Raw genomic sequence first — 25,079 nt, 5'->3', positions numbered from 1 at the left:
AAAGAGGCTCTACGACTTTAAGGTAATACCGTAGTGCCCCGTGCCTAGGAGTCAGGCACCGTTAACCATGATTTCATTCCGGCTTGCGAAAATAGCAACCGCCCGTTCCCCGACAAGAGTGACCTGATGGCGTTCGCATTGTTTCGGAAGCGTCTGCCCGACTTGTCCGCGCCCGTGGCCCCCCCACAGGCCGCGCCGTTGCCGGTCGATCCCGCGCCCGCCCCGTCGGCCGAGGGCGATTCCGCCAGGGAAATCCTGGAACTGCTGGAACTGGAGCTCGGCGCCATGATCCGCCAGCTCGAGCGGGCCGCCAATTCGGTCGCCGGCGGCGCGGAGGCGACCGCGGCAACGCTCGCGGATATTCGCGAACGCACCGACGCCCTCACCGGCCGCACCAATGCGGCGCAATCGACCGCCTCCACCTTTGCCCATGCCGCCGACAAGTTCACCCAGTCCGCGCAAGGCATCGGCGCGCAGGTGCGCGAGGCCGGCAAGCTCGCCGACGAAGCCAGCGCCGCGGCGCAGGAAGCCCGCGCCAATGTCGACCGCTTGCGTGAATCCTCCGCCGCCATCGGTAATGTCGTCAATCTGATCGCGCAGATCGCGCGGCAGACGACGCTGCTCGCGCTCAACTCGACCATCGAGGCCGCGCGTGCGGGTGCGGCCGGCAAGGGCTTTGCGGTCGTCGCCACCGAAGTGAAGGCGCTCGCGGTGCAGACCCAGGGTGCGACGGAGGAGATCACCAGGAAGATCGACGCGCTCCAGCGCGACGCCGCCGGCTCGGCTGACGCCGTGCACCGCATCGCGCAGGCAATCGAGGCGATCCGCCCGGTGTTCGACACCGTCAACGGCGCGGTCGCCGAGCAGAATGCCACCACCAGCGAGGTCTCCGGCAACGCGGCAAGCGCGTCGCAGTTCATCATCTCGGTCGGCGAGAGCGCGGCCGAGATCGATGCCGCGACCAAGGCGGCCGAGACCCACGGCGAGAACGTCGCCAGCGCCGGCAAGGCCGTCACCACCTTCGCGCGCAAGCTGAAATCGCGCTGCGCGGTGCTGCTGCGCCAGAGCGAGCACGACGACCGTCGCAAGACCGAGCGGCTGCCCTGCCATCTCAAGTTCGAAACCGCGCGCGGCGTGTTGCAGGTCTACGAGATCGCGATGGATGGCGTGCTGATCGGCGGCGCGGAGGCGGCGAAGCTTGCCACGCAGGCCGTCGTCGACGGCACCCTCGAAGGCGTCGGCGCCTGCCGCCTGCGCGTCGTCGAGCAGACCAAGGCCGGCGCCCGCGCGCAATTCGTCAGCCCCAACGCCGATCTCAGCGAGAAGATCGAAGACAGGCTCTGGTCGATCCACGAGGAGAACACCGAGTTCGTCACCCGCGCCATGGAAGCCGGCACGGCGCTGACCCGGATCTTCGAGCAGGCGGTTGCACGCGGCGAGGTCAAGATCGACGACCTCTTCGACACCGATTATTCGGAGATCGCCGGCACCAATCCGCAGCAATACCGCACGAAATATCTGGACTGGGCCGACCGCGCGCTGCCGCCGTTCCAGGAAGCCTTTCTCGCCAAGGAACCGCGCATGGCGTTTTGCGCCATGGTCGACCGCAACGGCTTCCTGCCGGTGCACAACAAGATCTATTCGCATCCGCAGCGGCCGGGCGATGTCGCCTGGAATACCGCCAACAGCCGCAACCGACGGATCTTCAACGATCCGGCAGGGCTCGCCGCCGCGCGCAACCTGCGCTCGTACCTGGTCCAGAGCTATGCCCGCGACATGGGCAACGGCAACACCGTGATGATGCGCGAGATCGACGTTCCGATCCGCGTGCAGGGCCGGCACTGGGGCGGATTCCGCACGGCTTACGAGCTGTAGTGCGCGCTCAGGCAAGACGCCGGCCGCGAATCACCCTTTAAGGCTGGAATTGGAATGGGAATGCCGCGGAGAGCCGGCGAACGGCTCTGACTAGAGGACTCTCAAAACATGTCCGTCGCACAACTGGCAGTCCTGGACACCGGCTCCAACCGGACACTTGCCGAACGTCTGATCGACCAGCTCGCCGATCGCATCGGCGGTCTCGGCGTCGAACTCGCCGACATCGCCGGCAACGTCCAGGAAGTCGCAAACCGCGTCGCGAACCAGTCCGAACGGTTCCACCACCTCCAGGAGACGGCCGAGACGATGGTCTCGGCCAATCACGATATCGCCAACGCATCGCAGGCGGTGCAATCGACCGCATCGGCGGCGGTCGGCGAGATCGCGCAGTCGCGCGGCGCGGTCGACACCGCGGTCAGCCACATCTCCGAGCTCGTCGCAGCCGTGGAGCGGATCGAGGCGCGCCTGAGCGCGGTCGGCTCGGCGCTGGCGCAGGTGGCAAAAGTGTCCGGCTCGATCGAGGCGATCGCCAAGCAGACCAATTTGCTCGCGCTCAATGCCACCATCGAAGCGGCCCGCGCCGGCAATGCCGGCCGCGGTTTTGCGGTGGTGGCAAGCGAGGTCAAGAATCTCGCGGAGGCCACCCGTGCGGCCACGCATCAGATCTCCGACACCGTGCGCGATCTCGACGGCCAGATCGAAGGCCTGATCGGCGAGAGCAGCGACGCCTCGCAACGGGCCAAGACCGCCGGCGAAGGCGCCCAGCAGATCTCCGGCATCATCTCGCGGGTCCAGCAGGGTTTTGCCTCGGTGGAAGCGGAGATCGACAGCGTCACGCGCGCCGCCACCTCCAATCTCGGCCATTGCGACACGGTCATCAGCGAGCTCAACGAGCTCGCCAAGGGCGTCGACCTGTCCTCGCGCGATCTCAAGAACGCCGATCAGCGCGTGACAAAACTGCTCGACACGTCCGAAGCGCTGATCGCGATGATCGCCGACAGCGGCGTGGAGACATCGGATGCGCCGCTGATCCGCGTCGTCGTCGAGACCGCAAAGCGGATCTCGGACGAGTTCGAGGCCGCAATCGACCGCGGCGAGATCACGCTCGACCAGCTCCTGGACGAGAACTACCGGGAAATCCCCGGCACCGATCCCAAGCAATACAAGACCAGCTACGTCGACTTCACCGACCGCGTGCTGCCCGCCATCCAGGACCCGATCCAGAAGTCAGACCCCCGCATCGTGTTCTGCGTCGCCTGGGCCAAGGGCGGCTATCTGCCGACCCACAACCCGAACTACCGCCTGCCGCAGGGCAAGGATCCCGTCTGGAACAACGCCAATTGCCGCAACCGCCGCCTGTTCAGCGACCGCGCGGTGAAGAAGGTCGCGGCCAACACAAAACCGTTCCTGCTCCAGACCTATCGCCGCGACATGGGCGGCGGGCAGTTCGTGCTGATGAAGGACCTGTCCTCGCCGATCGTGATCCGCGGCAAGCATTGGGGCGCCTTCCGGATGGGTTTTCGGCAGGGCTGACAGTCGCCGCGACGGCCGCCTTGGCGTCCACGAATCAAAAATCTGGAAAACAACCCCATGCACAGTAGCCGGTGCATGGGGAATCAATGGCTTACGCCGGCAGGCCAGGACGCAGTTTGCGACGCAGTTTGACACGTCGGGCAAAACAGGGGCATATTGCTATTATTCCGAAATTTTCGCTCTCCTCTTCCCTTCTCCCCTTGTGGGAGAAGAAGGCATAGGCCGCCTTCGGCCGCCGTTCTTAAGAACGCCGAAGCAAAGCTTCGGCTATGGCGCCGGATGAGGGGTCTGTCTCCGCGGGTAGAGCCGCTTGAGAATGAGAGAGGGTCATACGCGGATAGAAACCCCTCACCCGAACGTGTTCGTGTCTACCGACGTCGCTGCCCTCTCCCCAAGGGGAGAGGGCACAACAATGTTGGACGCGCCGCCGCCCGACTTTCCCAATCGCACGAATTTCGTCATCGCATGAATTTCCGCATTCGCACGATCATCTGCGGCGATCAACGATGCGTGCGACGAAAATGCGTCAAAACATGACGGTTGTCATATCAATTAGCCCAATTCCGTTGCAGCGATCGCCGCACAAATTCGTGAACGTCATGGCCTGACGCGTCGGCAGCGCAAATATGCATCGCCGGAAATTCTGGCGCTTCATCGTTTCGCATCAGTATGATTATTGTCGCGCACGAATTCGCCGACGAGATCGCCGCAAGCGGTCAAGCGAGCAAGGGGATGCTTATGGCAACAACTCTCACCATCAACGGCGAAACCAAATCGTTCGACGCGCCGCCGGAAATGCCGCTGCTGTGGGTGCTGCGCGACATCCTCGGAATGACCGGCACCAAATTCGGCTGCGGCATTGCGCAATGCGGCGCCTGCACAGTGCATGTCGACGGCAAGGCGGTGCGGTCCTGCGTGCTGCCGGTCAGCGCCGTCGCGAACCGCGCCATCACCACCATCGAGGCCGTCGGCAACACGCCCTCGGGTGCGAAGGTGCAGAAGGCCTGGCTCGATGCCGAAGTGATCCAGTGCGGCTATTGCCAGTCGGGCCAGATCATGGCCGCGGCCGCACTGCTGGCGACAACGCCGCACCCTGATGATTCCGACATCGACGCCGCGATGGCCGGCAACATCTGCCGCTGCGGCACCTATGTGCGCATCCGCGAGGCCATCAAGCAAGCGGCCAACGGCCGGCAGTCGTGAGGTCCGCCATGAATGCACACAACAACGTCTCCCGCCGCGCGCTGCTGACCGGCGGTCTCGCCACCGGTGTCCTGCTCGCCTTCCATCTGCCGCTGCGCGCCGCCGCCAACGAGCCGGTGCAACGCGACGTGACCGACGGCAAGTTCGCGCCCAACGCCTTCATCCGGATCGACGAGACCGGCCGCACCATCCTGATGATGCCGCAGGTCGAGATGGGCCAGGGCACCTACACGTCGATCTCGGCCGTGATCGCCGAAGAGCTGGATGCCGACTGGAGCAAGGTCGAGGTCCAGCACGCCCCGCCCAACGACAAGCTCTATGCCAATCCAACCTTCGGCCTCCAGGTCACCGGCAACTCGAACTCGATCCGCGCCTGGTGGCTGCCGCTGCGCAAGGCCGGCGCCACCGCCCGCGCGATGCTGGTGCAGGCCGCGGCCAGCCAGTGGGGCGTCGATCCCGCAAGCTGCACGGCATCGAAGGGCGAGGTCGCGCATGCCGCGAGCGGGCGCAAGCTCGGCTATGGCACGCTGGCGCTTGCAGCCCAAGGCCAGACGCCGCCGAAGGATGTTGCCATCAAGGATCCCAAGGATTTCGTTCTCATCGGCCAGCCCTTGAAGCGGCTGGACACGCCGGACAAGGTCAACGGCAAGGCGCTCTACGGCATCGACGCGATCCTGCCCGGCATGAAGATTGCCGCGATCGCCAATTGCCCGGTGTTCGGCGGCAAGGTCGGCAAGGTCGACGACAGCGCCGCGATGAAAGTCGCCGGCGTGCGCAAGGTCGTCGTGCTCGACGACGCCGTTGCCGTGATCGGCGATCACATGTGGGCGGCGAAGAAAGGTCTCGAAGCGCTCAAGATCGAGTGGAACGAGGGGCCGAACGCCAGGATCAGCACCAGGGACATCTGGGACGACCTGCGCAAAGCCAGCGAGAAGGACGGGGCGGTCGCAAAATCCGACGGCGATATCGCCAAGGCTCTCGCCGGCGGCGACAGGTTCGAGGCGGCCTACGAGCTGCCGTTCCTCGCGCACGCCTCGATGGAGCCGATCAACGCCACCGTCCACGTCAGGCCGGATGCCTGCGAGATCTGGACCGGCACACAGATCATGACCCGCGTGCAGTCGGAGGCCGCCAAAGCCGCCGGCCTTCCCGTCGACAAGGTGATCGTCAACCAGCATTTGCTCGGCGGCGGTTTCGGCCGCAAGCTCGAGCCGGACATGGTGGTCGCGGCGGTCAAGATCGCCAAGCAGGTCGACTATCCCGTGAAGGTGGTGTGGACCCGCGAAGAGGACATCCAGCACGACGTCTATCGTCCGGTCTATCGCGACCAGATCACGGCATCGCTGGTCGACGGCAAGATCGCAGGCTGGAAGTACAAGGTCGCGGGCTCCGCTGTGCTGGCGCGCTGGCTGCCGCCGGCGTTCCAGAAGGGCATCGACATCGACGCGATCGACGCCGCCGTGGATGCGCCCTACGACTTCGCCAACTTCCATGTCGAATATGTCCGCGCCGAGCCGCCGGCGGTGCCGACCGGCTTCTGGCGTGGCGTCGGCCCGAACAACAACGTATTCGCAGTCGAATGCGCAATGGACGAGCTCGCGCGCAAGGCCGGCAAGGATCCGATCGAATTCCGGAAATCCATGCTGACCAAGAACCCGCGCATGCTCGCGGTGCTCAGCCAGGTCGCCGAAAAATCCGGCTGGGGCCAGAAGCTGCCGCCGCGCGTCGGCCGCGGCATCTGCGTGCAGCCGTCCTTCGCAAGCTTCATCGCAACCGTGGTGGAAGCCGAGATCGACGACATCGGCGAGATCACGCTGCGCCGCATCACCTCGGTGGTCGACACCGGCATTGCGGTCAACCCCGACACGGTGAAGGCGCAGATCGAGGGCGGACTCATCTTCGGGCTCACCGCCGCGCTCTATGGCGAGATCACCATCGACAAGGGCCGCGTGCAGCAGTCGAACTTCCACGACTACCGCATGATGCGCATCAACGAGACGCCGAAGATCGAGGTCACCGTGGTCAAGAGCGGCGAGGCGCCCGGCGGAATCGGCGAAGCCGGCGTCAATGCCGGACCACCGGCCCTGCGCAACGCGATTTACGCCGCAACCGGCGTGGCGCTGCGGCGCCTGCCGATCGACCGGAAACTTCTGGCTGCGGGGAAGAAGGCATGAGCGGCAAGATGCGTATCCTCACAAGCCTGGTCGTGATCGCCATCGTGGTGGCGGCGCTCGGCGTCTGGATCATCCGCGGGCCCGGGCCGCTCGACTTCGCCGGCGGCACCAAAGTGGCGCTCACGGATTATCGCGCAGGCAAGCCGACCGGCGTGCCGGCCAAGCTGGAGAAAGCGAGTCTGGTCGAGCGCGGCGAGTATCTCGCGAAGGCGGCCGACTGCATGGTCTGCCACACCAAGCCCGGCGAGAAGGAATATTCCGGCGGGCTCGGCTTCAAGCTGCCGTTCGGCACGCTCTATTCGACCAACATCACGCCGGACAAGGACACCGGCATCGGCAATTACAGCGACCAGGATTTCCTCAACGCGGTCCAGCGCGGCACGCGTCATGACGGCGCGCGGCTCTATCCGGCCATGCCCTACACGTCCTACACCTACATGACGGATGAGGACGTGCTGGCTGTGAAGGCGTATCTGTTCAGCCTGCCGGCGGTGCGCGCGAAAGCGCCCGACAACACGCTGTCGTTCCCGTTCAACCAGCGCTGGGCGATGATCTTCTGGTCGGCCGTGTTCAATCCGGACACGCGCTTCACGCCGGATACCTCGAAGAGCCCGGAGTGGAACAGAGGTGCGTATCTCGCCGAAGCGCTGGCGCATTGCGGCGAGTGCCACACGCCCCGCAATCTCGGCTTTGCGCTCGACAACCGCAAGAAGTTCGGCGGCGCGATCACGGCGGGCTGGCGCGCCTTCAACATCTCCTCCGACAAGGCCACCGGCCTCGGCAATTGGCGCGACGAGGACCTGATCTCGTATCTGTCGCTCGGCCACGCGCCGGGCCACGGCTCGGCCTCGGGTCCGATGGGCGAAGCGGTCGATCGCAGCTTCAGCCAGTTCGCTCCCGAAGACATCCGCGCGGTCGTCGCCTATCTGCGTAGCGTGCCGCCGGTGGCCTCGCCCGACCTGCCTGCCACCACGGCCCCGGCCGCGCCCGCCTCGCATAAGGACGGCGTGACGGCCGACGCTCGCGGCAAGAAGGTGTTCGCCAGCGCCTGCGCCAGCTGCCACGGCTGGAGCGGCGAGAGCCCGGTCTCGCCGATGGCGACGCTGACCGGCACCTGGGCCGTCAACGACCCTGCCGCCACCAACGTCGCGCAGATCGTGCTGTCGGGCACCAAGCGGCACACGCCCGACGGCGCGCTCTCGATGCCCGCGTTCGGCGATGCATATAGCGACGACGAGATCGCGGCGGTCGCGAACTACGTCACGGCGCGGTTCGGCACCAAGGGCTCGAAGCTGACGGCGAAGGATGTGGCCGAGCTGCGGGAGCAGACGGCGGAGTAGTGTACGACGAGATTGACGCGTGATCGCGCGCCAATCTCCGCCGTCGTCCCGGACAAGCGAAGCGCAGATCCGGGACCCATACCCACAGGGAGTGGTTTGGCGAAGACTTCGGAGTGGGAGCTGTGCCCCACACTACTCCCTGGGGGTTATGGGTCCCCGCTTTCGCGGGGACGACACCGATTGTGTTGCGCTGGCTAAACCCAAAACATCGGCGCGGGTGCTTCACCACCTACGCCGATCTATCCCACTCACGTAATCGCAATCGGGCAGCCGTTGCTTCCCGTGGCGCCCTTGATGGGCGCCGGGGTGAAGGAATAGACGAACTGATATTTCTTGTCGGCGATCAGCTCGTCGAAGATCAGGTTCTCGTGGTTGTGGATGCCATTCTTGGTCTGCAGCTCGGCATGGACCACGAAGGCGAGCGACTTGTCGGGATTGGGCACCACCTCGACCGCCCAGGTGTCTGCGCCGGTCAGCGCAAGATCCTTTTCGACCACCCACTTCGCAGCATCGAGGCCGATGCCCGGCTCGCCGCTGTTGAAGCGATCGTTATTCTTCATCCACAGCGAGCCCCAGCCGGTGTGGAACATGATTGCATCGCCCGGCTTGATATCGCTCTCGGGAATGTTCTGCTTCGCCAGCGCCGCCTTGATGTCAGCCGAAGTGATCTCCTGCCCCGCATCCATCATGCCACCCTTGAGAGCGACCATGTCGATCAGATGCGCGCGGGTGAAGATCGGCTTAAGCTTCTCGATGCCGAGCTTCTTCAGGCCGTAGGCGTCGCTGATCTCGGCGGCGGTGAAACCGTTGTAGAATCGCATCTCGCTCTTGTCGCCCTCCTTGCCCATCTGGATGCCGATGTGGCCGAGGCCGTCGAACTGCGTGCCGGTCTGGCCGATCTCGGTGGCGAGAAACTCGTCGTGATAGACGAGCCTGTTGTCGCCGAAGGGGCCGCCGGTCGGGCTGCCGGGAATGCGCAGTGCGAATACACGCGCACCAAACAGCGGCATGGCGGCTTCGTACACGCGGCCGATCTTGTAGATCTTGCCGTCCTTGATCCATTTCGCCGCGTCGAGGACCTTCGCCGGGGTCATGTGGTTGGATGCGCCAGACTCGTCATCCTTACCCCATTTCGAGGGCCACCATGGCTTGTCGACATTCTTGGGCATGGAGGTTGCTGTCTGCGCCTGGGCCTCGCTGATCGGCGCCAGCGAGAACTTGCCATGCATCGAGCCGGCGAGCGCGGCGCCGGCGACGCCGGCGATGCCCGCGGTGCGGAGCAAGGTCCGGCGGTCAGTCGTGGCGCCGCTGCCGTCTTGATCTACGTTATTGATCTCATTAGACATTGCACCCTCCCAGGTTGTGGTCCGAATAAGCTCGGACTCTAAAATTGTTTCCGCTAGCCTCCTCCTCCGCTAGGTTGTTGTCCAGCGACAAAATTAAGACCGTTGGTGCGAGAGCTTCCAATGAGCCTGTTTGAAAGCGACAAATCCGCACAGCGACTTCCGGTCTCGCTGATCACCGGCTTTCTCGGCAGCGGCAAGACCACGCTGCTCAATCGCCTGCTGCGCCACGACGACATGAAGGACAGCGCCGTCATCATCAACGAGTATGGCGAGGTCAGCCTCGACCATCTCCTGGTCGAACGCGTCGACGGCGAAGTCGCCGTGCTTGCGAGCGGATGCATCTGCTGCACCATCCGCAGCGACCTGGAGCAGACGCTGCGAGACCTTCTGGTGAAGCGGGACCGCGGCGAGATTCCGCCGTTCCGCCGCATCCTGGTCGAGACCACCGGGCTCGCCGATCCCGCACCGATCGTGCAGCTCCTGCTCAACAATCCGCTGGTCTCGCACTTCCTGCGGCTCGACACGGTCGTGACCACGGTCGACGCGGTCAACGCGCCGCATCAGCTGGACCGGCAGTATGAGGCGGTGAAGCAGGTGGCATTGGCCGACCGGCTGTTGATCACCAAGCGCGACCTGGTCGGGGACATCGCGGCGCTTGAGCTGCGCCTGCGGCGGCTCAATCCCGGCGCCAGAATCGAAAGCGTCAGTCACGGCGAGATCGATCCCGCGCAGCTGTTCGGCGCCGGCCTGATCGATCCCGAGCTGAAAAGGATAGACGTCGCGCGCTGGCTCAATGAGCACGCCTTCACCGAGCCGCATGCGCATGCCGGCCATGCGCATCACGATCATCACGCGCACCATGATCATGGCCATCATGATCACGATGCGTCGATCGCGAGCTTCATGCTGGCGTTCGACGAGCCGCTCGACTGGATGGCCGTGACGCACTGGCTCGCGCATTTGCGCAACGCGCGCGGCCAGGATCTGCTGCGGGTGAAGGGGATCCTCGATCTCCGTGACGAACCGGCGCCGATCGTGATCCATGGCGTGCATCACGTCTTCCATCCGCCGGTGGTACTGAGCGGCTGGCCCGACAGCGATCGCCGCTCGCGCATCGTGTTCATCACCCGCGGCATCGCGCGTGATGAAGTGCTTGAGCTCTGGGAGGCGGTTCGCGCCGCAGCGTGAGGCGCGTCGAAATGAGCGACGCTGCCGAACCCTCCCCTGGAGGGGGAGGGTCGCTGTGCATGCAGCGAAGCGGAATGCGCAGCGGGGTGGGGTGACAGTCTCTCCACCTCGAACAGTGCCCGTGGGGAGAGATCACCCCACCCCGCTCGCGCTGCGCGCGAGCGACCCTCCCCCTCCAGGGGAGGGTGGCAGCTTGAATGTCGCGCTGTCCGTCAGCTCAACCAGAATTTCGGCGTCGCCGGCTCCAGCCGGCCGCCGACGCGCACCGGTGCAATCTTTAGCGCGAGGCCCGTCGCATCGTCCGTCTCGACCGCCACGCCGCTGAGCGTCGCCACGCCCGCGGCCGGCTCGAACCGGCCGGAGGGAATCCCCGACGTGAAGCGCCGCAGCGGTTCTTCCTTCTGCATGCCGATGATGGAATCGTAATCGCCGGTCATGCCGGCGTCGGTCATGTAGGCCGTGCCGCCCGACAGGATCTGGTGGTCGGCGGTCGGCACATGGGTGTGGGTGCCGACGACGAGGCTGGCGCGGCCGTCGCAGAAGAAGCCGATGCCCTGCTTCTCGCTGGTCGCCTCACAATGGAAGTCGACGACGATGGCGTCAGCGGCAACGCCGAGCGGACAGGCACCGAGCTCGCGCTCGAGCGCGGCAAAGGGATCGTCGAACGGGGTCATGAAGACGCGGCCGAGCGCATTGACGACGAGCGCGTGCTTGCCGTTCTTGGTCTCCACCAGCGCGGCGCCGCGGCCCGGCGTGCCGCGCGGATAGTTCGCGGGCCGTACCAGGCGCTCGGCGCGCTCGATGAACACCAGGGCTTCACGCTGGTCCCAGGAGTGATTGCCGAGCGTCACCGCGTCGGCCCCGGCGTCGAGAAACTCCTGATAGATCGCTTCCGTGATGCCGAAGCCGCCGGCGGAATTCTCACCGTTGACGACGACGAAATCGAGCGACCAGTCCTTGACCATGCCGGGCAGATATTCGGCGATGGCGTTGCGGCCACTACGGCCGACGACATCACCCACGAAGAGAATGCGCAACTTCAGAACTCCGGAAATCGAACACGTCCGATTCCGTTAGCACATAATCCAGCGCGACGTCGTGCGATAGTGCCGGAACCGCCTTGATCTCCTGGGCTGCAAAAGCAAGCCCGATGCCGACGATCTGCTTGGCCTTGCGCAGATGCGCGAAGGTGTGGTCGTAGTGCCCCGCGCCATAGCCGATGCGATGGCCGAGACGATCGAAGGCCGCGAGCGGCGTCAGCATGATGTCGGGAATGACTTCGCTTGCTGCCGGCGACGGCTCGGGAATGCCGAGCGGGCCGAGCATCAGGCGGTCGTTCGGATGGAAGATGCGGAAGATCAGCGACTGGCCGCGGGCGGTGACACAGGGCAGCGCGAGCTTAGCGCCCGCCTCGGCGAGTGCCCTCATCAGCGGCAGCGGATCGATCTCGCTGCGGATCGGGGAGTAGCCGGAGACGATGCTGCCGGGCAAAAGCGGAAACGGCAGCCCGCGCTTGGCGAGCTTTGCGGCGGCGGCGGTGCGCTTCTTCTCGCTCAGCGCGTCGCGCGCCGCGAGGGCCTTGGCACGGAGTTCGGCTTTCGAATTGGACATGCGCGGTTTCCCCCGAGGCAGAGCCTTGCTCCACTGTCATCACCCGCGAAGGCGGGTGATCCAGTATTCCAGAGACGCCAGTGCTAGACCTCGACGCCGCGGCGTACTGGATGCCCCGGTCAAGCCGGGGCATGACACCGAGATTGAACCGCAAGCGTGTCGGGGACGCAATTCGACGGGCAACCAGAAGGAAGAAAAACAGTGCGAAGCCGCGGACGCCGTTGAAGCACTCGATCCCGGAGTTCCCTACGAAAGTAGGTGGGCACCATATGTCCGAGCCCACGGGCCCGGCCAGGGACAGTTCCCTAAAGGATCGATAAGGCCCCGGGGATATATGGCTCCTGACGCACGTCGCAGCCTCGCTCGCGCAATCTAACAACGATACTGATAAATCGCCAGCCCGGTGAGCGGGTGACGCTCTCGCGCGGCATTCACGGGTTTTACCCTCCCCTGGAGGGGGAGGGTCGGCTCACATTGAGCGCAGCGAAATGTGAGACGGGGTGGGGTGACGGTCTCTCCACGCCGAACGCTGCCCGAGTGGAGAGATCACCCCACCCCGCTCGCGCGTCGCGCGATCGACCCTCCCCCTCCAGGGGAGGGTGAACGTCAGCCGATCGCGATGCCGTTGCCCACCGTCCGGTTCAGGACCTGGGTCGACTTCTCGATGCGCTCGGCGGCAGCGTTCAGCGCATTCACCACGGCGGTCTGGGTCATCCGGGCGCGCTCGACGGCGGCATTGCGGAAATCCCTGAGCTCAGTCAGCTCCTGCTCCATGGTGCGGACGCGGTTGCCGACGTCGACCAGCTCGTCGCAGACGGTCAGCGCCGCCATCACGGTGAGCCTGGCATCACCGATCTCGCCGAATTTTCCGCGCAGCGACTGAATCCGCATCTCCAGGCTTTCGGCGAGCTTGAGCAGCCGCACCTCCTGGCCCTCCTCGCAGGCCATGCGGTATTGCCGACCGTTGATGGTGACGTTGATGTGGCTCATCCGTCCTCTCCGGTATCGAGCACTGAGCGTATCGTCACGATGGCGGAATCCAGCCGATCGGAGATTTCGCGATTGGTGCGCTCGAGCTTGCGCGCCTTCACCAGCGCGCCGTCGAGCTCATCGGCAAGCCGCGAGCGATCTGCGCCGAGTGCCTGGATTCGCGCCGCGAGCTCGTTCTCGTCGCGATCGGCATCGCGCCGCCGCTCCACCGCGCTTTCAAGCGCGTCGAGCGCCGCCATGAGTCTGCGGGTCGCGATCTCGATCTCGACAGCCGAGGACTCCGTCATGGCAGAGCTGTTGGAAACGCGATCGTTCATGCAGTCAGCGGCGGAACCTGTGGCCTTGCCCGTGGGGCTTGCCGTCCGGCAAAAGACTCGGTTCGGCAAGCGGTTACAAGCAGAAATTTACGTGGCAAGCTAGCGGAGCGCAACGTCGCCGCGAAACTATGCACTGCTAAGCAACTTTTACGGCCAAACCGACGTTTGATTGCCTTGGACTCCCGGAACCGAGGTGCTATCCCAGCCCAACCTTCCGTGGCCGCCAGGCTCCCCCCACGCGGCCCGCACCACCGCCAAGCGCCTCATTTCAGACGGATTTCAGACATGACGCAAGTCGACCACAACCGCATGGCCAACGCGATCCGTGGCCTCTCGATGGACGCTGTCGAGAAGGCGAAATCGGGCCATCCCGGCCTGCCGATGGGCGCCGCCGACGTCGCCACGGTGCTGTTCACGCAATTCCTGAAATTCGACGCTGCAGTCACCGACTGGCCCGATCGCGACCGCTTCGTGCTCTCGGCCGGCCACGGTTCGATGCTGCTCTATTCGCTGCTGTATCTGACCGGCAATGCCGACATGACGCTGGATCAGCTCAAGCAGTTCCGCCAGCTCGGCGGCTTGACCCCGGGCCATCCCGAGAACTTCCACACCAAGGGCATCGAGACCACCACCGGTCCGCTCGGCCAGGGCATCTCGACCGCGGTCGGCATGGCGCTCGCCGAGAAGATGCTGGCCGCCGAGTTCGGCAAGAAGATCGTCGACCACCACACCTACGTGCTCGCCTCCGACGGCGACCTGATGGAAGGCGTGTCGCAGGAAGCGATCGCGATGGCCGGGCACTGGAAGCTCGGCAAGCTGATCGTGCTCTACGACGACAACGGCATCTCGATCGACGGGCCGACCTCGATCTCCGATTCCGTCGACCAGGTGAAGCGCTTCAAGTCCGCGGGCTGGGCCGCCGAAAAGATCGACGGCCATGACCAGGCCGCCATCGCTGCTGCGATCACCCGCGCGCAAAAATCCAACAAGCCGACGCTGATCGCCTGCCGCACCACCATCGGCTTCGGCGCGCCGCACAAGGCCGGCACCGCGAAGGCGCATGGCGAGGCGCTCGGCGCCGACGAGCTCAAGGCCGCCAAGGAAAATCTCGGCATCTCGCTCGAGCCGTTCTCGGTGCCGGATGACGTGCTGAAGGCCTGGCGCGCAGCCGGCAGCCGCGGCGCGGCGGCACGGCAGGAATGGGAAGCACGGCTCGGCGAGCTCGGCAGCCGCAAGCGCGCCGAGTTCGAGCGCCGTCTGCGCCACGAGCGTCCGGCCTCGCTCGCGAAGGCGGTGCGCGCGTACAAGAAGGAGCTGCTGGAAAAGCCGATGATTGCGGCGACCCGCAAATCCTCGGAAGCGGTGATCGAAGTCATCGCCGGCGCGATGCCGATGGAATTCCTCGCAGGCTCCGCCGACCTCACCGGCTCCAACAACAACAAGGCGAAGTCGGCCACAGCTTTCTCGGCCAAGACGCCGAAGGGCCGCTTCATCCATTACGGCATCCGCGAGCACGGCATGGCGGCCGCGATGAACGGCATCTTCCTGCATGGCGGCTTCGCGCCGAACGGCGCGACCTTCCTGGTGTTCACCGACTATGCGCGTCCCGCGATGCGCCTTGCCGCGCTGATGGGCGCCGGCGTCGTCTACGTGATGACGCACGATTCCATCGGCCTCGGCGAAGACGGCCCGACCCACCAGCCGGTCGAGCATCTCGCCGCACTTCGCGCCATTCCGAACATGCGCGTGTTCCGCCCCGCCGACTCGATCGAGGTCGCCGAGTGCTGGGAGCTTGCGCTCAATCGTATCGACGGCCCGACCGTGCTGGCGCTGACGCGGCAGAACCTGCCGCAGCTCCGCACCAATGCGCCGAACGACATTCCCTGCGCGGCCGGCGCCTACGAGCTGGTCGCCGCCCAGGGCGAAGCCAAGGCAACGCTGTTCGCTTCCGGCTCCGAGGTCGAGATCGCGGTTGCCGCCCAGAAGCAGCTCGCCGAGCGCGGCATCGCGTCACGGGTGGTCTCGGTGCCGTCGCTCGAGCTTTTGTTAGCGCAACCAGAAGCCAAGCGTGCCGAGATCATCGGCAACGCGCCGGTGAAGGTCGCGATCGAGGCCGCAGTGCGCTGGGGCTGGGATGCCGTGATCGGCCAGGATGGCGATTTTATCGGCATGCATTCGTTCGGCGCGAGCGCGCCGGCGAAGGATCTTTACAAGCATTTCGGCATTACCGCCGAGGCTGCGGTTAACGCTGTGCTGAAGCGCGTTAGCTGAGAGTTGAGCTTGCCAAAAAAAAGGACTACGTAACGTCTCATATGATCAAGCACCGCCCGGCCGAACCGGGCGTCCGCCCCTAAAAAACCCTCGCAGGCGCGTAGAGCGCGTTGTGCGGGATGATTAGGCTTATCGAACCCGTCATTGAACGGTCATAAGGAGATGAAACATGGCAGTCCGCGTTGGAATTAACGGTTTTGGCCGCATCGGCCGCAACATCCTGCGGGCTATTGCCGAGTCCGGCCGCAAGGACATCGAGGTCGTCGGCATCAACGACCTCGGCCCGGTCGAGACCAACGCGCACCTCCTTCGCTTCGACAGCGTCCATGGCCGCTTCCCCGGCACCGTGACCGTCGATGGCGACTCGATCAGCCTCGGCGGCAGCAAGATCAAGGTGACCGCCGAGCGCGATCCCTCGAAGCTGCCCTGGAAGGATCTCGGCGTCGACATCGCGATGGAATGCACCGGCATCTTCACCTCGAAGGACAAGGCGTCCGCGCATCTCACCGCCGGCGCCAAGCGCGTGCTGGTCTCCGCGCCCGCCGACGGCGCCGACGCCACCATCGTCTACGGCGTCAACCACGACACGCTGACCAAGGATCATCTGGTCGTCTCCAACGGTTCCTGCACCACCAACTGCCTCGCGCCGGTCGCCAAGGTGCTGAACGACCTGGTCGGCATCGAGACCGGCTTCATGACCACGATCCACGCCTACACCGGCGACCAGCCCACGCTCGACACCATGCACAAGGATCTCTATCGCGGCCGTGCGGCTGCGATGTCGATGATCCCGACCTCGACCGGCGCCGCCAAGGCGATCGGCCTCGTGCTGCCCGAGCTGAAGGGCAAGCTCGACGGCGTCGCGATCCGCGTGCCGACCCCGAACGTCTCGGTCGTCGACCTCAAGATCATCGCCAAGCGCGCCACCGACGCCAAGGAAATCAACGCGGCGATGAAGCGTGCGTCCGAGCAGCAGCTCAAGGGCATCCTCGGCTACACCACCGCGCCGAACGTCTCGATCGACTTCAACCATGATCCGCACTCCTCGACCTTCCACGAGGACCAGACCAAGGTGCAGAACGGCACGCTGGTGCGCGTGATGTCCTGGTACGACAACGAGTGGGGCTTCTCGAACCGCATGGCGGACACCGCCGTCGCGTTCGCGAAGGTGATCTAACGCCACTCTCGTGTCCCGGACGCGATGCAGCGTGAAACGCTGCGTCGCAGATCCGGGACCCATGTCCCTCCAGCGTAGGTCCCGGTTCTGCACGGCGGCACTCCGCGCCGCTATGCGCCCGGGACAAGAGAGTGTCCGATGACCAACAAATTCCGCACCCTCGACGACGTCGATGTGAAGGGCAAGCGCGTGCTGCTGCGCGTCGATCTCAACGTGCCCATGGACAACGGGCGCGTCAGCGACGCGACCCGGCTCGAGCGCGTCGCGCCGACCATCACCGAAATCTCGGACAAGGGCGGCAAGGTCATCCTGCTCGCGCATTTCGGCCGGCCGAAGGGACGCGACCCCAAGGAGTCGCTCAAGCCGGTTGCCGAAGCGCTGTCGAAAGTCGTGAACAGGCCCGTCGCCTTCGCCGACGACTGCGTCGGCGAGCCCGCGGCCACGGCCGTGGCGGCGTTGAAGGATGGCGACATCCTGTGCCTGGAAAATACCCGCTTCCACAAGGAAGAGGAAAAGAACGATCCCGCCTTCGTCGCGGAGTTGGCAAAACTCGGCGACATCTGGGTCAATGACGCCTTCTCGGCCGCGCACCGCGCCCATGCCACGACCGAAGGCCTCGGCCACAAGCTGCCGGCCTATGCCGGCCGCACCATGCAGGCCGAACTCGTCGCGCTGGAGAAGGCGCTGGGCTCGCCGACCAAGCCCGTCATCGCGATCATCGGCGGCGCCAAGGTCTCGACCAAGATCGATCTGCTCGAAAACCTCGTGACCAAGGTCGACGCGCTCGTGATCGGCGGCGGCATGGCCAACACCTTCCTGCACGCCCAGGGCGTCGCGGTCGGCAAGTCGCTGGCCGAGAAGGATCTCGCCGCGACTGCGATCCGCATCATGGAGAAGGCGGAAGCCGCCAATTGCGCGATCATCCTGCCGGTCGACGCCACCGTCGCCTATCATTTCGCGGCGAACGCGCCCTCGCATGCCTACGGGCTCGATGCGATCCCGGCCGACGGCATGATCCTCGACGTCGGCCCGCAATCGATCGCGCGCGTCCACGCGGCGATCGACGACGCCGCAACGCTGGTCTGGAACGGACCGCTCGGCGCCTTCGAGATGCAGCCGTTCGACCGCGGAACCGTGTCGGCCGCCAAGCACGCCGCCGAGCGCACCAAGGCCAAGAAGCTGATCTCGATCGCGGGCGGCGGCGACACGGTTGCGGCCCTCAACCAGGCCCATGTGGCCGGTCAATTCACCTACGTCTCGACCGCCGGTGGCGCATTTCTTGAATGGATGGAAGGCAAGCCCCTTCCCGGCGTCGAAGTTCTGCGCACCAAGTAATCAGTCGGCCCTTTAAGTCGGCCTTGCAGGCCCAAACCGGAGAAAAAGACAGATGGCTCGGATCACGTTACGTCAATTGCTCGACCATGCAGCGGAGAACGATTACGGCGTACCGGCCTTCAACATCAACAACATGGAGCAGGCGCTGGCGATCATGGACGCGGCCAACACGGTCGACGCGCCCGTCATCATCCAGGCCTCGCGCGGTGCGCGCTCCTACGCCAACGACATCATGCTCAAGCACATGATGGACGCGGTGACCGAGATCTATCCGCACATTCCGGTCTGCGTGCATCTCGACCACGGCAACGAGGCCGCGACCTGCATGACCGCGATCCAGGCCGGCTTCACCTCGGTGATGATGGACGGCTCGCTCAAGGCCGACGGCAAGACCCCCGGCGACTGGAACTACAATGTCGGCGTCACCAAGACCGTGACCGACATGGCCCATCTCGGCGGCATCTCGGTCGAGGGTGAGCTCGGCGTGCTCGGCTCGCTCGAGACCGGCATGGGCGACAAGGAAGACGGCCATGGCGCCGAAGGCAAGCTGAGCCACGACCAGCTCCTGACCAATCCGGACGAGGCCGTGAAGTTCGTCCAGGAGACCAAGGTCGACGCGCTCGCGATCGCGATGGGGACATCGCACGGCGCCTACAAATTCACCCGCAAGCCTGACGGCGACATCCTCGCCATGAACGTGATCGAGGAGATCCACCGCAAGCTGCCGAACACGCATCTGGTGATGCACGGCTCCTCCTCGGTGCCGCAGGACCTCCAGGACATCATCAACGAGTTCGGCGGCAAGATGAAGCCGACCTGGGGTGTGCCGGTCGCCGAGATCCAGCGCGGCATCAAGAACGGCGTGCGCAAGATCAACATCGACACCGACAACCGCATGGCGATGACCGGCCAGATCCGCAAGGTGTTCAAGGAGCACCCGGAAGAGTTCGATCCGCGCAAGTACCTGAAGCCCGCCATGGAAGCCATGACCAAGCTGTGCAAGCAGCGGCTCCAGGAGTTCAATACCGCAGGCCAGGCCTCCAAGTTCAAGAAGGTCCTGACCCCCGCCGAGATGGCCAAGCGCTACGCCAAGGGCGAGCTGGATCCCCGCGTCGCGTAGCGATCGCGTGATGGCGTAAGCCCCTCAGGCCCATTCCCGGGTCATTCCGGGACACGCGAAGCGTGGGCCCGGAATCCATAACCACAGCCTGGGGTTATGGATTCCGGGCCTGCGCCTTTCGGCGCATCCCGGAATGACAGAAAGCCCCCTTTACCCTGCGACGAACGTTAACTCGGCAATTGCCCGAGAACGGTCTATTTTCACAGGCAAGGGCAGAATCGTTTTGGGAGGACCTCTCGATGAATCTGACTGAGCTCAACAGGATCGCGACCGCCATGGTCGTGTCAGGCAAGGGCATCCTTGCCGCCGACGAATCCTCCGGCACCATCAAGAAGCGCTTTGACGCGATCGGGGTGGAATCGACGGAATCAAATCGACGCGACTATCGCGAGATGCTGTTCCGCTCCAGGGAGGCCATGAGCCAGTACATCTCCGGCGTGATCCTCTATGACGAGACGATCTGGCAGGATGCGAAGGACGGCACGCCCCTGGTCAAGCTGATCGAACAGAGCGGCGCCATCCCTGGCATCAAGGTCGACGAGGGCACGCAAGCCCTGCCGATGTGTCCGGGCGAGCTCGTCACCGTCGGGCTCGACAAGCTCGCCGAACGCCTGAAGAAATATTACGAGCGCGGCGCGCGCTTCGCCAAATGGCGCGCGGTGATCGATATCGGCGGCGGCATTCCCTCGATGACCGCGATCGGCGTCAACGCCCATGCGCTGGCTCGCTACGCTGCGCTGTGCCAGGCCGCGCAGATCGTGCCGATCGTCGAGCCTGAGGTGCTGATGGACGGCGATCACGACATCGACCGCTGCTATGAAGTGACGACCCGCGTGCTCAACAAGACCTTCCAGGAATTGCGCGTGCAGCGCGTTGCGCTCGAAGGCATGGTGCTGAAGCCGAACATGGCGATCTCCGGCAAGAAATGCGCGAAGCAGGCCCCCGTCGAGGAAGTCGCGGAGAAGACAATTCGGCTGCTGAAGGCCTGCGTGCCCGCGGCCGTGCCCGGCATCGCCTTCCTCTCCGGCGGCCAGTCGGACGAAGAGGCGACGGCGCATCTCAACGCCATGCACAAGCTCGGGCCGCTGCCCTGGGGTCTGACCTTCTCCTACGGCCGCGCGCTGCAGGCCGCGCCGCAGAAGGCCTGGTCCGGCAAGGCCGAGAATGCCGCAGCCGGCCAAAATGCATTCAGCCATCGCGCCCGGATGAATGGTCTGGCGTCCAAGGGCGAATGGCAAAGCAGCCTGGAAAAGAAAGCAGCCTAGATCTTGTCGAACAAATCGCCTCCGCCGCGCCCGGCGCCGCGCCTTTATCTCGCGACGCCTGCCGTCGATGATCCCGCTGCGTTCGTCGCCGAGCTACCGGGCCTGCTCGCCGCCGCCGACGTCGCGGCCGTGCTGCTGCGGCTGAAGGAGACCGACCAGCGCACCATGATCACGCGCATCAAGACGCTGGCCCCGCCGGTCCAGAGGGCGGGCGCCGCGCTGCTCGTTGAAGGTCATGCCGAACTGGTCGCACGTGGCGGCGCCGACGGCGCGCACCTACCCGGCATCGCCGCGCTGAAAGAAGCGCTGCCATCGCTCAAGCCCGATCGCATCGCCGGCGTCGGCGGGCTGACGACGCGGCACCATTCCATGGATGCGGGCGAGATGGGCGCGGACTATGTGCTGTTCGGCGAGCCTGACGCAAAGGGCCAACGCCCGTCGTCCCAGGCGATCGCCGAGCGGCTGGACTGGTGGGCCGAGCTGTTCGAGCCGCCCTGCGTCGGCTTTGCCACCTCGCTCGAAGAGGCGCACGACTTCGCCGCCAGCGGCGCCGATTTCGTGCTGGTCGGCGATTTCGTCTGGTCCGATCCGCGCGGTCCCAAGGCCGCGCTGGTCGAGGTCGACGCTGCGATCAAGAAGGCCCATGCGGCCGCGCTTGCGGGTCAGGAGCACGGCTAGCGCCCGACATGAAGCTCCCGCGCATCACCATCCTGGCCACGCTGCTGCTGACGGCGCCCGCGGCCGCGCAGCTCCAGATCACGCCGCCGGTGGCAACGCCGGGCGCCGTGCCTGAGAAACAGAAGCCCAAGCCGCCCGCGGCCGCCAAGAAGAAGGAGGCCGCGCCGGCGCCAAAACCTTCGGCCTCGCCCAAGCCGGCCGCTTCGCCCAAGCCGGCGCTGCCTGCAACCGTGATCCCCGCGCCGGCCGCCGACAATCCCAATGTCGATCTGGTGTTCGGCGCCTATCAGCGCGGCCAGTACAAGACGGCGTTCGATCTCGCCACCGCCCGCGCACAAGCAGGCGATCCCAAGGCGATGACCATGCTCGGCGAGCTCTATTCCAACGCCATGGGCATCCGCCGCGACTACGCCAAGGCGCTGGAATGGTACAAACGCGCCGCCGATGCCGGCGACCGCGAGGCGATGTTCGCGCTCGCCATGCTGCGAATTTCCGGCCGCGGCGGCTCGGTCGACAAGAGCGAGGCGGTGAAGCTGATGGCTTCCGCCGCCAAGCTCGGTGAGCCCAAGGCGGCCTATAACCTCGCGCTGCTCTACCTCGACGGCCAGACCCTGCCGCAGGACGTCAAGCGGTCCGCCGAGCTGCTGCGTCAAGCCGCCGATGCCGGCCTGCCCGAGGCACAATACGCGCTGGCGACCTTCTACAAGGAAGGCACCGGCGTGCCGAAGGACCCGGAACGCGCGGTGCGCCTGCTCCAGGCGGCTTCCCTGGCGGACAATGTCGATGCCGAGGTCGAATATGCCATCGCCATGTTCAACGGCACCGGCACGCCGAAGAACCAGCCGGCCGCCGTCGCGTTGCTCCGCAAGGCCTCCCGCCAGGGCAGCGCGATCGCGCAGAACCGCCTGGCCTGGGTGCTGATCAACGGCATGGGCACGTCCGTGGACAAGGTCGAGGGCTTTAAATGGCACCTGGTGGCGAAAACCGCCGGCAAGGGCGATCCGGAGCTCGACAAGCAATTGTCCGACCTGCCGGCCGAGGACCGCGGCAAGGCCGAGGCCGCCGCCAAAAGATGGCTCGGGACCAAATGACTTGACGCAATGACTTGACCTTGGGGCCCTCGCAGGGCACCCAATCCTTCAAACAGGCGCGATTTCGCGCCATTTCCCCCGATCAAGACCAGAGCACATGCTGTATTCCGCCACTATCAACGTCATGGTCAAGGCCGCGCGCCGCGCCGGCCGCAGCCTCAAGCGCGATCTCGGCGAGATCGAGCATCTCCAGGTCTCGCTGAAGGGGCCGGCCAATTTCGTCTCGCTGGCCGACAAGCGCGCCGAGGAGATCCTCTATCAGGACCTCGCCAAGGCCCGTCCCGGCTACGGCTTCATCGGCGAGGAAGGCGGCACCCGCGAGGGCAGCGACAAGAGCCACACCTGGATCGTCGACCCGCTCGACGGCACCACCAACTTCCTGCACGGCATCCCGCAATTCGCGATCTCGATCGGCCTCGTGCGCGAGGGCACGATCATTGCGGGCGTGATCTACAACCCTGCCAATGACGAGCTCTACATCGCCGAGCGCGGCAAGGGCGCCTTCCTCAACGACCAGCGCCTGCGCGTCGCCGGCCGCCGCCAGCTCAACGAATGCGTCGTGGCCTGTGGCCTGCCCCATATCGGCCGCGGCGACCACGAGGAATTCCGCCGCGAGATGACCGCGATCCAGGACCGCGTCGCCGGCCTGCGCCGTTTCGGCGCCGCCTCCCTCGACCTGGCCTTCGTCGCCGCCGGCCGCCTCGACGGCTACTGGGAGCGCAACCTGCAATCCTGGGACATCGCCGCCGGCATGATCATGGTGCGCGAGGCAGGCGGCACGGTGAGCGACATCGCAACGCCGGGCGACGCGCTGGTCACGGGCGACGTCGTGTGCGGCAATGAATTCGTGCACGGGGAGCTGGTGAAGATTTTGCGGAAGTAGGCGTGGTTTACCCCCCGTCACGTCCCCGACGAGCAGGACAGTTTGCGGCGCACCGTTGCGCCGGGACCATGCTAAACGCCGTCCTCTCCTGCGGCCCTGGCTGCGTTGCGTACTTAGCCGCGCTGCGTTCGGTGAACGCGTCTATGTGCAAACGCAGAAGGGATCATTCTCATCGCAATCGCAATCGTCCAAATGCTTAGCGAGACTTGGATGGTCAGCGACGAATTCTTTCAGCTTCTGGAATCTGCTCCGACTCATCTTGATAAAGACGGTCTCCTTGGTCTTGCCCAGCGCTCTCCGTAGACCTTCCGGTACGTCCGCCTTGTCGGCCGCTTTTGCAGCAATCTTGTCGGCTGCTTCTGCAATTTTCAACAGGCGATGCTGTCCGACATGCACTGTCGCTTTCTTTGCCGACTTCTTTTTCGCGGGCTTCTTGGTCATCTAATCAGTCCTCCATCATATTACTGTTGAAACACGAACGTCGGCTTGAATATCTTCAACTCCAGGAATTGTTGAACTGCTATTGCGGCTCCCTTCTCGGCTGGTCCACCCGTTGCGGTTATCAAGCCAGCAAACAACGGGCCTTTCCCTCCCTTTTTCGCGGCAACGCCGTTGAACAGAACCGAGCGGGCGTCGAGCACTTCATCGATGATACCGGTTTTATCCAGAAACAGGCCCACCGTAAGCTTATGGACGTCCTTACGCGACACGCTTGCGCCGAAATTCGCGTCCGCCACCTGGAAGGTGCCGCCGACGGGAGAAAAAGTCACCTTGGGGGTTACCGAGCCACCGATGGTGGTCTCGAAGTCAAGCTGATCTACCATCGTCGGCGGCCCCTTTGCGTCGACGGCGGTGGGGTCCTGTCTTCCGTCGGCGCTCAGATTCCCAAAAAGCGTGAGCTGCACGAAATCGTGGATCACCCTGCGCATACCAACGTTACCGGTGATCGGGTAGACGATGTTCGCTTCCACAATTGATTTTGTGCAATAGCTGTCCGGAACGGTCGCGACCAAGCCGTGGAAGGTATCCGTAATCGTGAAATAGCGCTGGCTCTGCCGCGATCTGTCGAAGTTGCCCTTAGCGTTGAGCGAGGGCAACGTCATGATCGGCAACGGGCGGAGAAAGTTTACTTCCGAACCGAGATTATTGGTTTCTGTTCCTGTGAGATCGAAATTATAGGCGACGCCGGTGTGGAGCATCAAATCGACGACATAACGCGCAAACCCCGTTAGCGACGTAGATTTGAAGCCTCCGATCGTGGTCGGGTCGGCCTCATACGCCTCCTTGGCCGCTCTACCGATCGCGTAGGAGTTGTCATCGACCTTCTGAAACGTACGGCCGTTTGCCAAGTGAATCACATGATGATTTTTTTCGTGCGTTAGAAAAGTAAGAATCGAGTCAATGACCGCCTGACGCGTTTCGCAGCGAATTTGCCTGACAATGGTGTAGGTCGATACGTGAGCGAAGTCGTCTGGCAACGGATGAATAGCGCACCCGCTGATGATCAAAGCACAAAACGCAATAACAATCGCACGCCGGCAATTCGCGAAATCGCGCGCCAACATAACCGCCCCCTAAAAATTTCCCCGGAGCGATTATGCATGGAATCAAATCCACCGAAAGTTGAATCTTTGGTGCAAGTCTCCTACGAGCGATCCAGCAAGAAGCCTGACCAACTTTGG

At 64.7% G+C, this 25,079-nt stretch carries 21 protein-coding genes and 1 other RNA gene; 14 read left to right on the top strand and 8 right to left on the bottom strand.

What is annotated here, in order from left to right; genetic code table 11:
* Nucleotides 1-126: 126 nt before the first annotated feature.
* From AB7008_RS06350 to AB7008_RS06330, 5 genes are all read left to right on the top strand, one after another.
* A complete protein-coding gene (locus AB7008_RS06350) occupies nucleotides 127-1,875 on the top strand; it encodes a methyl-accepting chemotaxis protein (RefSeq protein ID WP_441258642.1) in 1,749 nt (582 codons plus the stop codon).
* A gap of 108 nt (nucleotides 1,876-1,983) precedes the next feature.
* Nucleotides 1,984-3,408 carry a methyl-accepting chemotaxis protein gene (locus AB7008_RS06345; RefSeq protein ID WP_028157461.1) on the top strand — a complete coding sequence of 475 codons (1,425 nt, stop codon included), beginning with the start codon at nucleotides 1,984-1,986 and terminating at the stop codon, nucleotides 3,406-3,408.
* Between the two features lie 738 nt (nucleotides 3,409-4,146).
* The gene (locus AB7008_RS06340; protein ID WP_200875129.1) at nucleotides 4,147-4,611 is read left to right on the top strand and encodes a (2Fe-2S)-binding protein; all 465 of its coding nucleotides are present in this window, start codon (nucleotides 4,147-4,149) and stop codon (nucleotides 4,609-4,611) included.
* 8 nt (nucleotides 4,612-4,619) lie between these two features.
* On the top strand, nucleotides 4,620-6,785 hold the full coding sequence (locus AB7008_RS06335; RefSeq protein ID WP_304492796.1) for a xanthine dehydrogenase family protein molybdopterin-binding subunit: 2,166 nt from the start codon (nucleotides 4,620-4,622) through the stop codon (nucleotides 6,783-6,785).
* A complete protein-coding gene (locus AB7008_RS06330; RefSeq protein ID WP_304492795.1) occupies nucleotides 6,782-8,125 on the top strand; it encodes a c-type cytochrome in 1,344 nt (447 codons plus the stop codon). The genes AB7008_RS06335 and AB7008_RS06330 overlap by 4 nt, the downstream gene beginning before the upstream one ends.
* A gap of 248 nt (nucleotides 8,126-8,373) precedes the next feature.
* Here the strand turns inward: AB7008_RS06330 and AB7008_RS06325 are convergent, their stop codons facing one another.
* Nucleotides 8,374-9,471, bottom strand: a complete 1,098-nt coding sequence (locus AB7008_RS06325; protein WP_028157457.1) for a cyclase family protein — start codon at nucleotides 9,469-9,471, stop codon at nucleotides 8,374-8,376.
* A gap of 120 nt (nucleotides 9,472-9,591) precedes the next feature.
* Here AB7008_RS06325 and AB7008_RS06320 point away from each other — a divergent pair, with 120 nt between their 5' ends.
* Nucleotides 9,592-10,659 (top strand): CobW family GTP-binding protein, encoded by a 1,068-nt coding sequence (locus AB7008_RS06320; RefSeq protein WP_304492793.1) that lies wholly within the window; start codon nucleotides 9,592-9,594, stop codon nucleotides 10,657-10,659.
* A gap of 212 nt (nucleotides 10,660-10,871) precedes the next feature.
* Here AB7008_RS06320 and AB7008_RS06315 read toward each other — a convergent pair whose 3' ends face one another.
* The 5 genes from AB7008_RS06315 to AB7008_RS06295 form a co-directional block, all read right to left on the bottom strand.
* Nucleotides 10,872-11,696: a TIGR00282 family metallophosphoesterase gene (locus AB7008_RS06315; RefSeq protein ID WP_028157455.1), complete on the bottom strand. Its 825-nt coding sequence runs from the start codon at nucleotides 11,694-11,696 to the stop codon at nucleotides 10,872-10,874.
* The gene (locus AB7008_RS06310) at nucleotides 11,674-12,270 is read right to left on the bottom strand and encodes a 5-formyltetrahydrofolate cyclo-ligase (RefSeq protein ID WP_304492792.1); all 597 of its coding nucleotides are present in this window, start codon (nucleotides 12,268-12,270) and stop codon (nucleotides 11,674-11,676) included. The genes AB7008_RS06315 and AB7008_RS06310 overlap by 23 nt, the downstream gene beginning before the upstream one ends.
* A gap of 202 nt (nucleotides 12,271-12,472) precedes the next feature.
* A non-coding RNA gene (ssrS, locus tag AB7008_RS06305) (6S RNA) lies at nucleotides 12,473-12,633 on the bottom strand.
* A gap of 243 nt (nucleotides 12,634-12,876) precedes the next feature.
* Nucleotides 12,877-13,260 (bottom strand): cell division protein ZapA, encoded by a 384-nt coding sequence (locus AB7008_RS06300; protein WP_028157453.1) that lies wholly within the window; start codon nucleotides 13,258-13,260, stop codon nucleotides 12,877-12,879.
* Nucleotides 13,257-13,577 (bottom strand): DUF4164 domain-containing protein, encoded by a 321-nt coding sequence (locus AB7008_RS06295; protein WP_020608063.1) that lies wholly within the window; start codon nucleotides 13,575-13,577, stop codon nucleotides 13,257-13,259. The genes AB7008_RS06300 and AB7008_RS06295 overlap by 4 nt, the downstream gene beginning before the upstream one ends.
* Nucleotides 13,578-13,862: 285 nt before the next feature.
* Between AB7008_RS06295 and tkt the strand changes: the two genes are divergently transcribed.
* The 8 genes from tkt (at nucleotide 13,863) to AB7008_RS06255 (ending at nucleotide 23,397) form a co-directional block, all read left to right on the top strand.
* On the top strand, nucleotides 13,863-15,848 hold the full coding sequence (gene tkt / locus AB7008_RS06290) for a transketolase (RefSeq protein ID WP_304492791.1): 1,986 nt from the start codon (nucleotides 13,863-13,865) through the stop codon (nucleotides 15,846-15,848).
* 169 nt (nucleotides 15,849-16,017) lie between these two features.
* The gene (gene gap / locus AB7008_RS06285) at nucleotides 16,018-17,025 is read left to right on the top strand and encodes a type I glyceraldehyde-3-phosphate dehydrogenase (protein WP_014498144.1); all 1,008 of its coding nucleotides are present in this window, start codon (nucleotides 16,018-16,020) and stop codon (nucleotides 17,023-17,025) included.
* 138 nt (nucleotides 17,026-17,163) lie between these two features.
* On the top strand, nucleotides 17,164-18,360 hold the full coding sequence (locus AB7008_RS06280) for a phosphoglycerate kinase (RefSeq protein WP_304492790.1): 1,197 nt from the start codon (nucleotides 17,164-17,166) through the stop codon (nucleotides 18,358-18,360).
* A 52-nt stretch (nucleotides 18,361-18,412) separates the two neighbouring features.
* The gene (fba, locus tag AB7008_RS06275; RefSeq protein WP_028170307.1) at nucleotides 18,413-19,480 is read left to right on the top strand and encodes a class II fructose-bisphosphate aldolase; all 1,068 of its coding nucleotides are present in this window, start codon (nucleotides 18,413-18,415) and stop codon (nucleotides 19,478-19,480) included.
* Nucleotides 19,481-19,719: 239 nt separating this feature from the next.
* Nucleotides 19,720-20,745, top strand: coding sequence for a class I fructose-bisphosphate aldolase (locus AB7008_RS06270; RefSeq protein ID WP_304492789.1), 1,026 nt, complete (start codon nucleotides 19,720-19,722; stop codon nucleotides 20,743-20,745).
* A 3-nt stretch (nucleotides 20,746-20,748) separates the two neighbouring features.
* Complete coding sequence (locus tag AB7008_RS06265; protein ID WP_028157448.1) at nucleotides 20,749-21,423, top strand: thiamine phosphate synthase; 675 nt, start codon at nucleotides 20,749-20,751, stop codon at nucleotides 21,421-21,423.
* An 8-nt stretch (nucleotides 21,424-21,431) separates the two neighbouring features.
* A complete protein-coding gene (locus tag AB7008_RS06260) occupies nucleotides 21,432-22,514 on the top strand; it encodes a tetratricopeptide repeat protein (protein ID WP_304492788.1) in 1,083 nt (360 codons plus the stop codon).
* A 97-nt stretch (nucleotides 22,515-22,611) separates the two neighbouring features.
* Nucleotides 22,612-23,397, top strand: coding sequence for an inositol monophosphatase family protein (locus AB7008_RS06255; protein ID WP_248881434.1), 786 nt, complete (start codon nucleotides 22,612-22,614; stop codon nucleotides 23,395-23,397).
* A gap of 141 nt (nucleotides 23,398-23,538) precedes the next feature.
* Here the strand turns inward: AB7008_RS06255 and AB7008_RS06250 are convergent, their stop codons facing one another.
* Both AB7008_RS06250 and AB7008_RS06245 read right to left on the bottom strand, forming a co-directional pair.
* The gene (locus AB7008_RS06250) at nucleotides 23,539-23,838 is read right to left on the bottom strand and encodes a hypothetical protein (RefSeq protein ID WP_304492787.1); all 300 of its coding nucleotides are present in this window, start codon (nucleotides 23,836-23,838) and stop codon (nucleotides 23,539-23,541) included.
* 20 nt (nucleotides 23,839-23,858) lie between these two features.
* Entirely contained in the window at nucleotides 23,859-24,962 is a 1,104-nt protein-coding gene (locus AB7008_RS06245; protein ID WP_441258641.1) for a hypothetical protein, read from the bottom strand.
* Nucleotides 24,963-25,079: the final 117 nt, after the last annotated feature.

It is taken from the genome of Bradyrhizobium sp. 521_C7_N1_3, assembly GCF_052075975.1.
GTDB lineage: Bacteria > Pseudomonadota > Alphaproteobacteria > Rhizobiales > Xanthobacteraceae > Bradyrhizobium > Bradyrhizobium japonicum.
The sequence above is the reverse complement of the archived record's forward strand: the minus strand, read 5'-3'. Positions and strand labels throughout refer to the sequence as shown.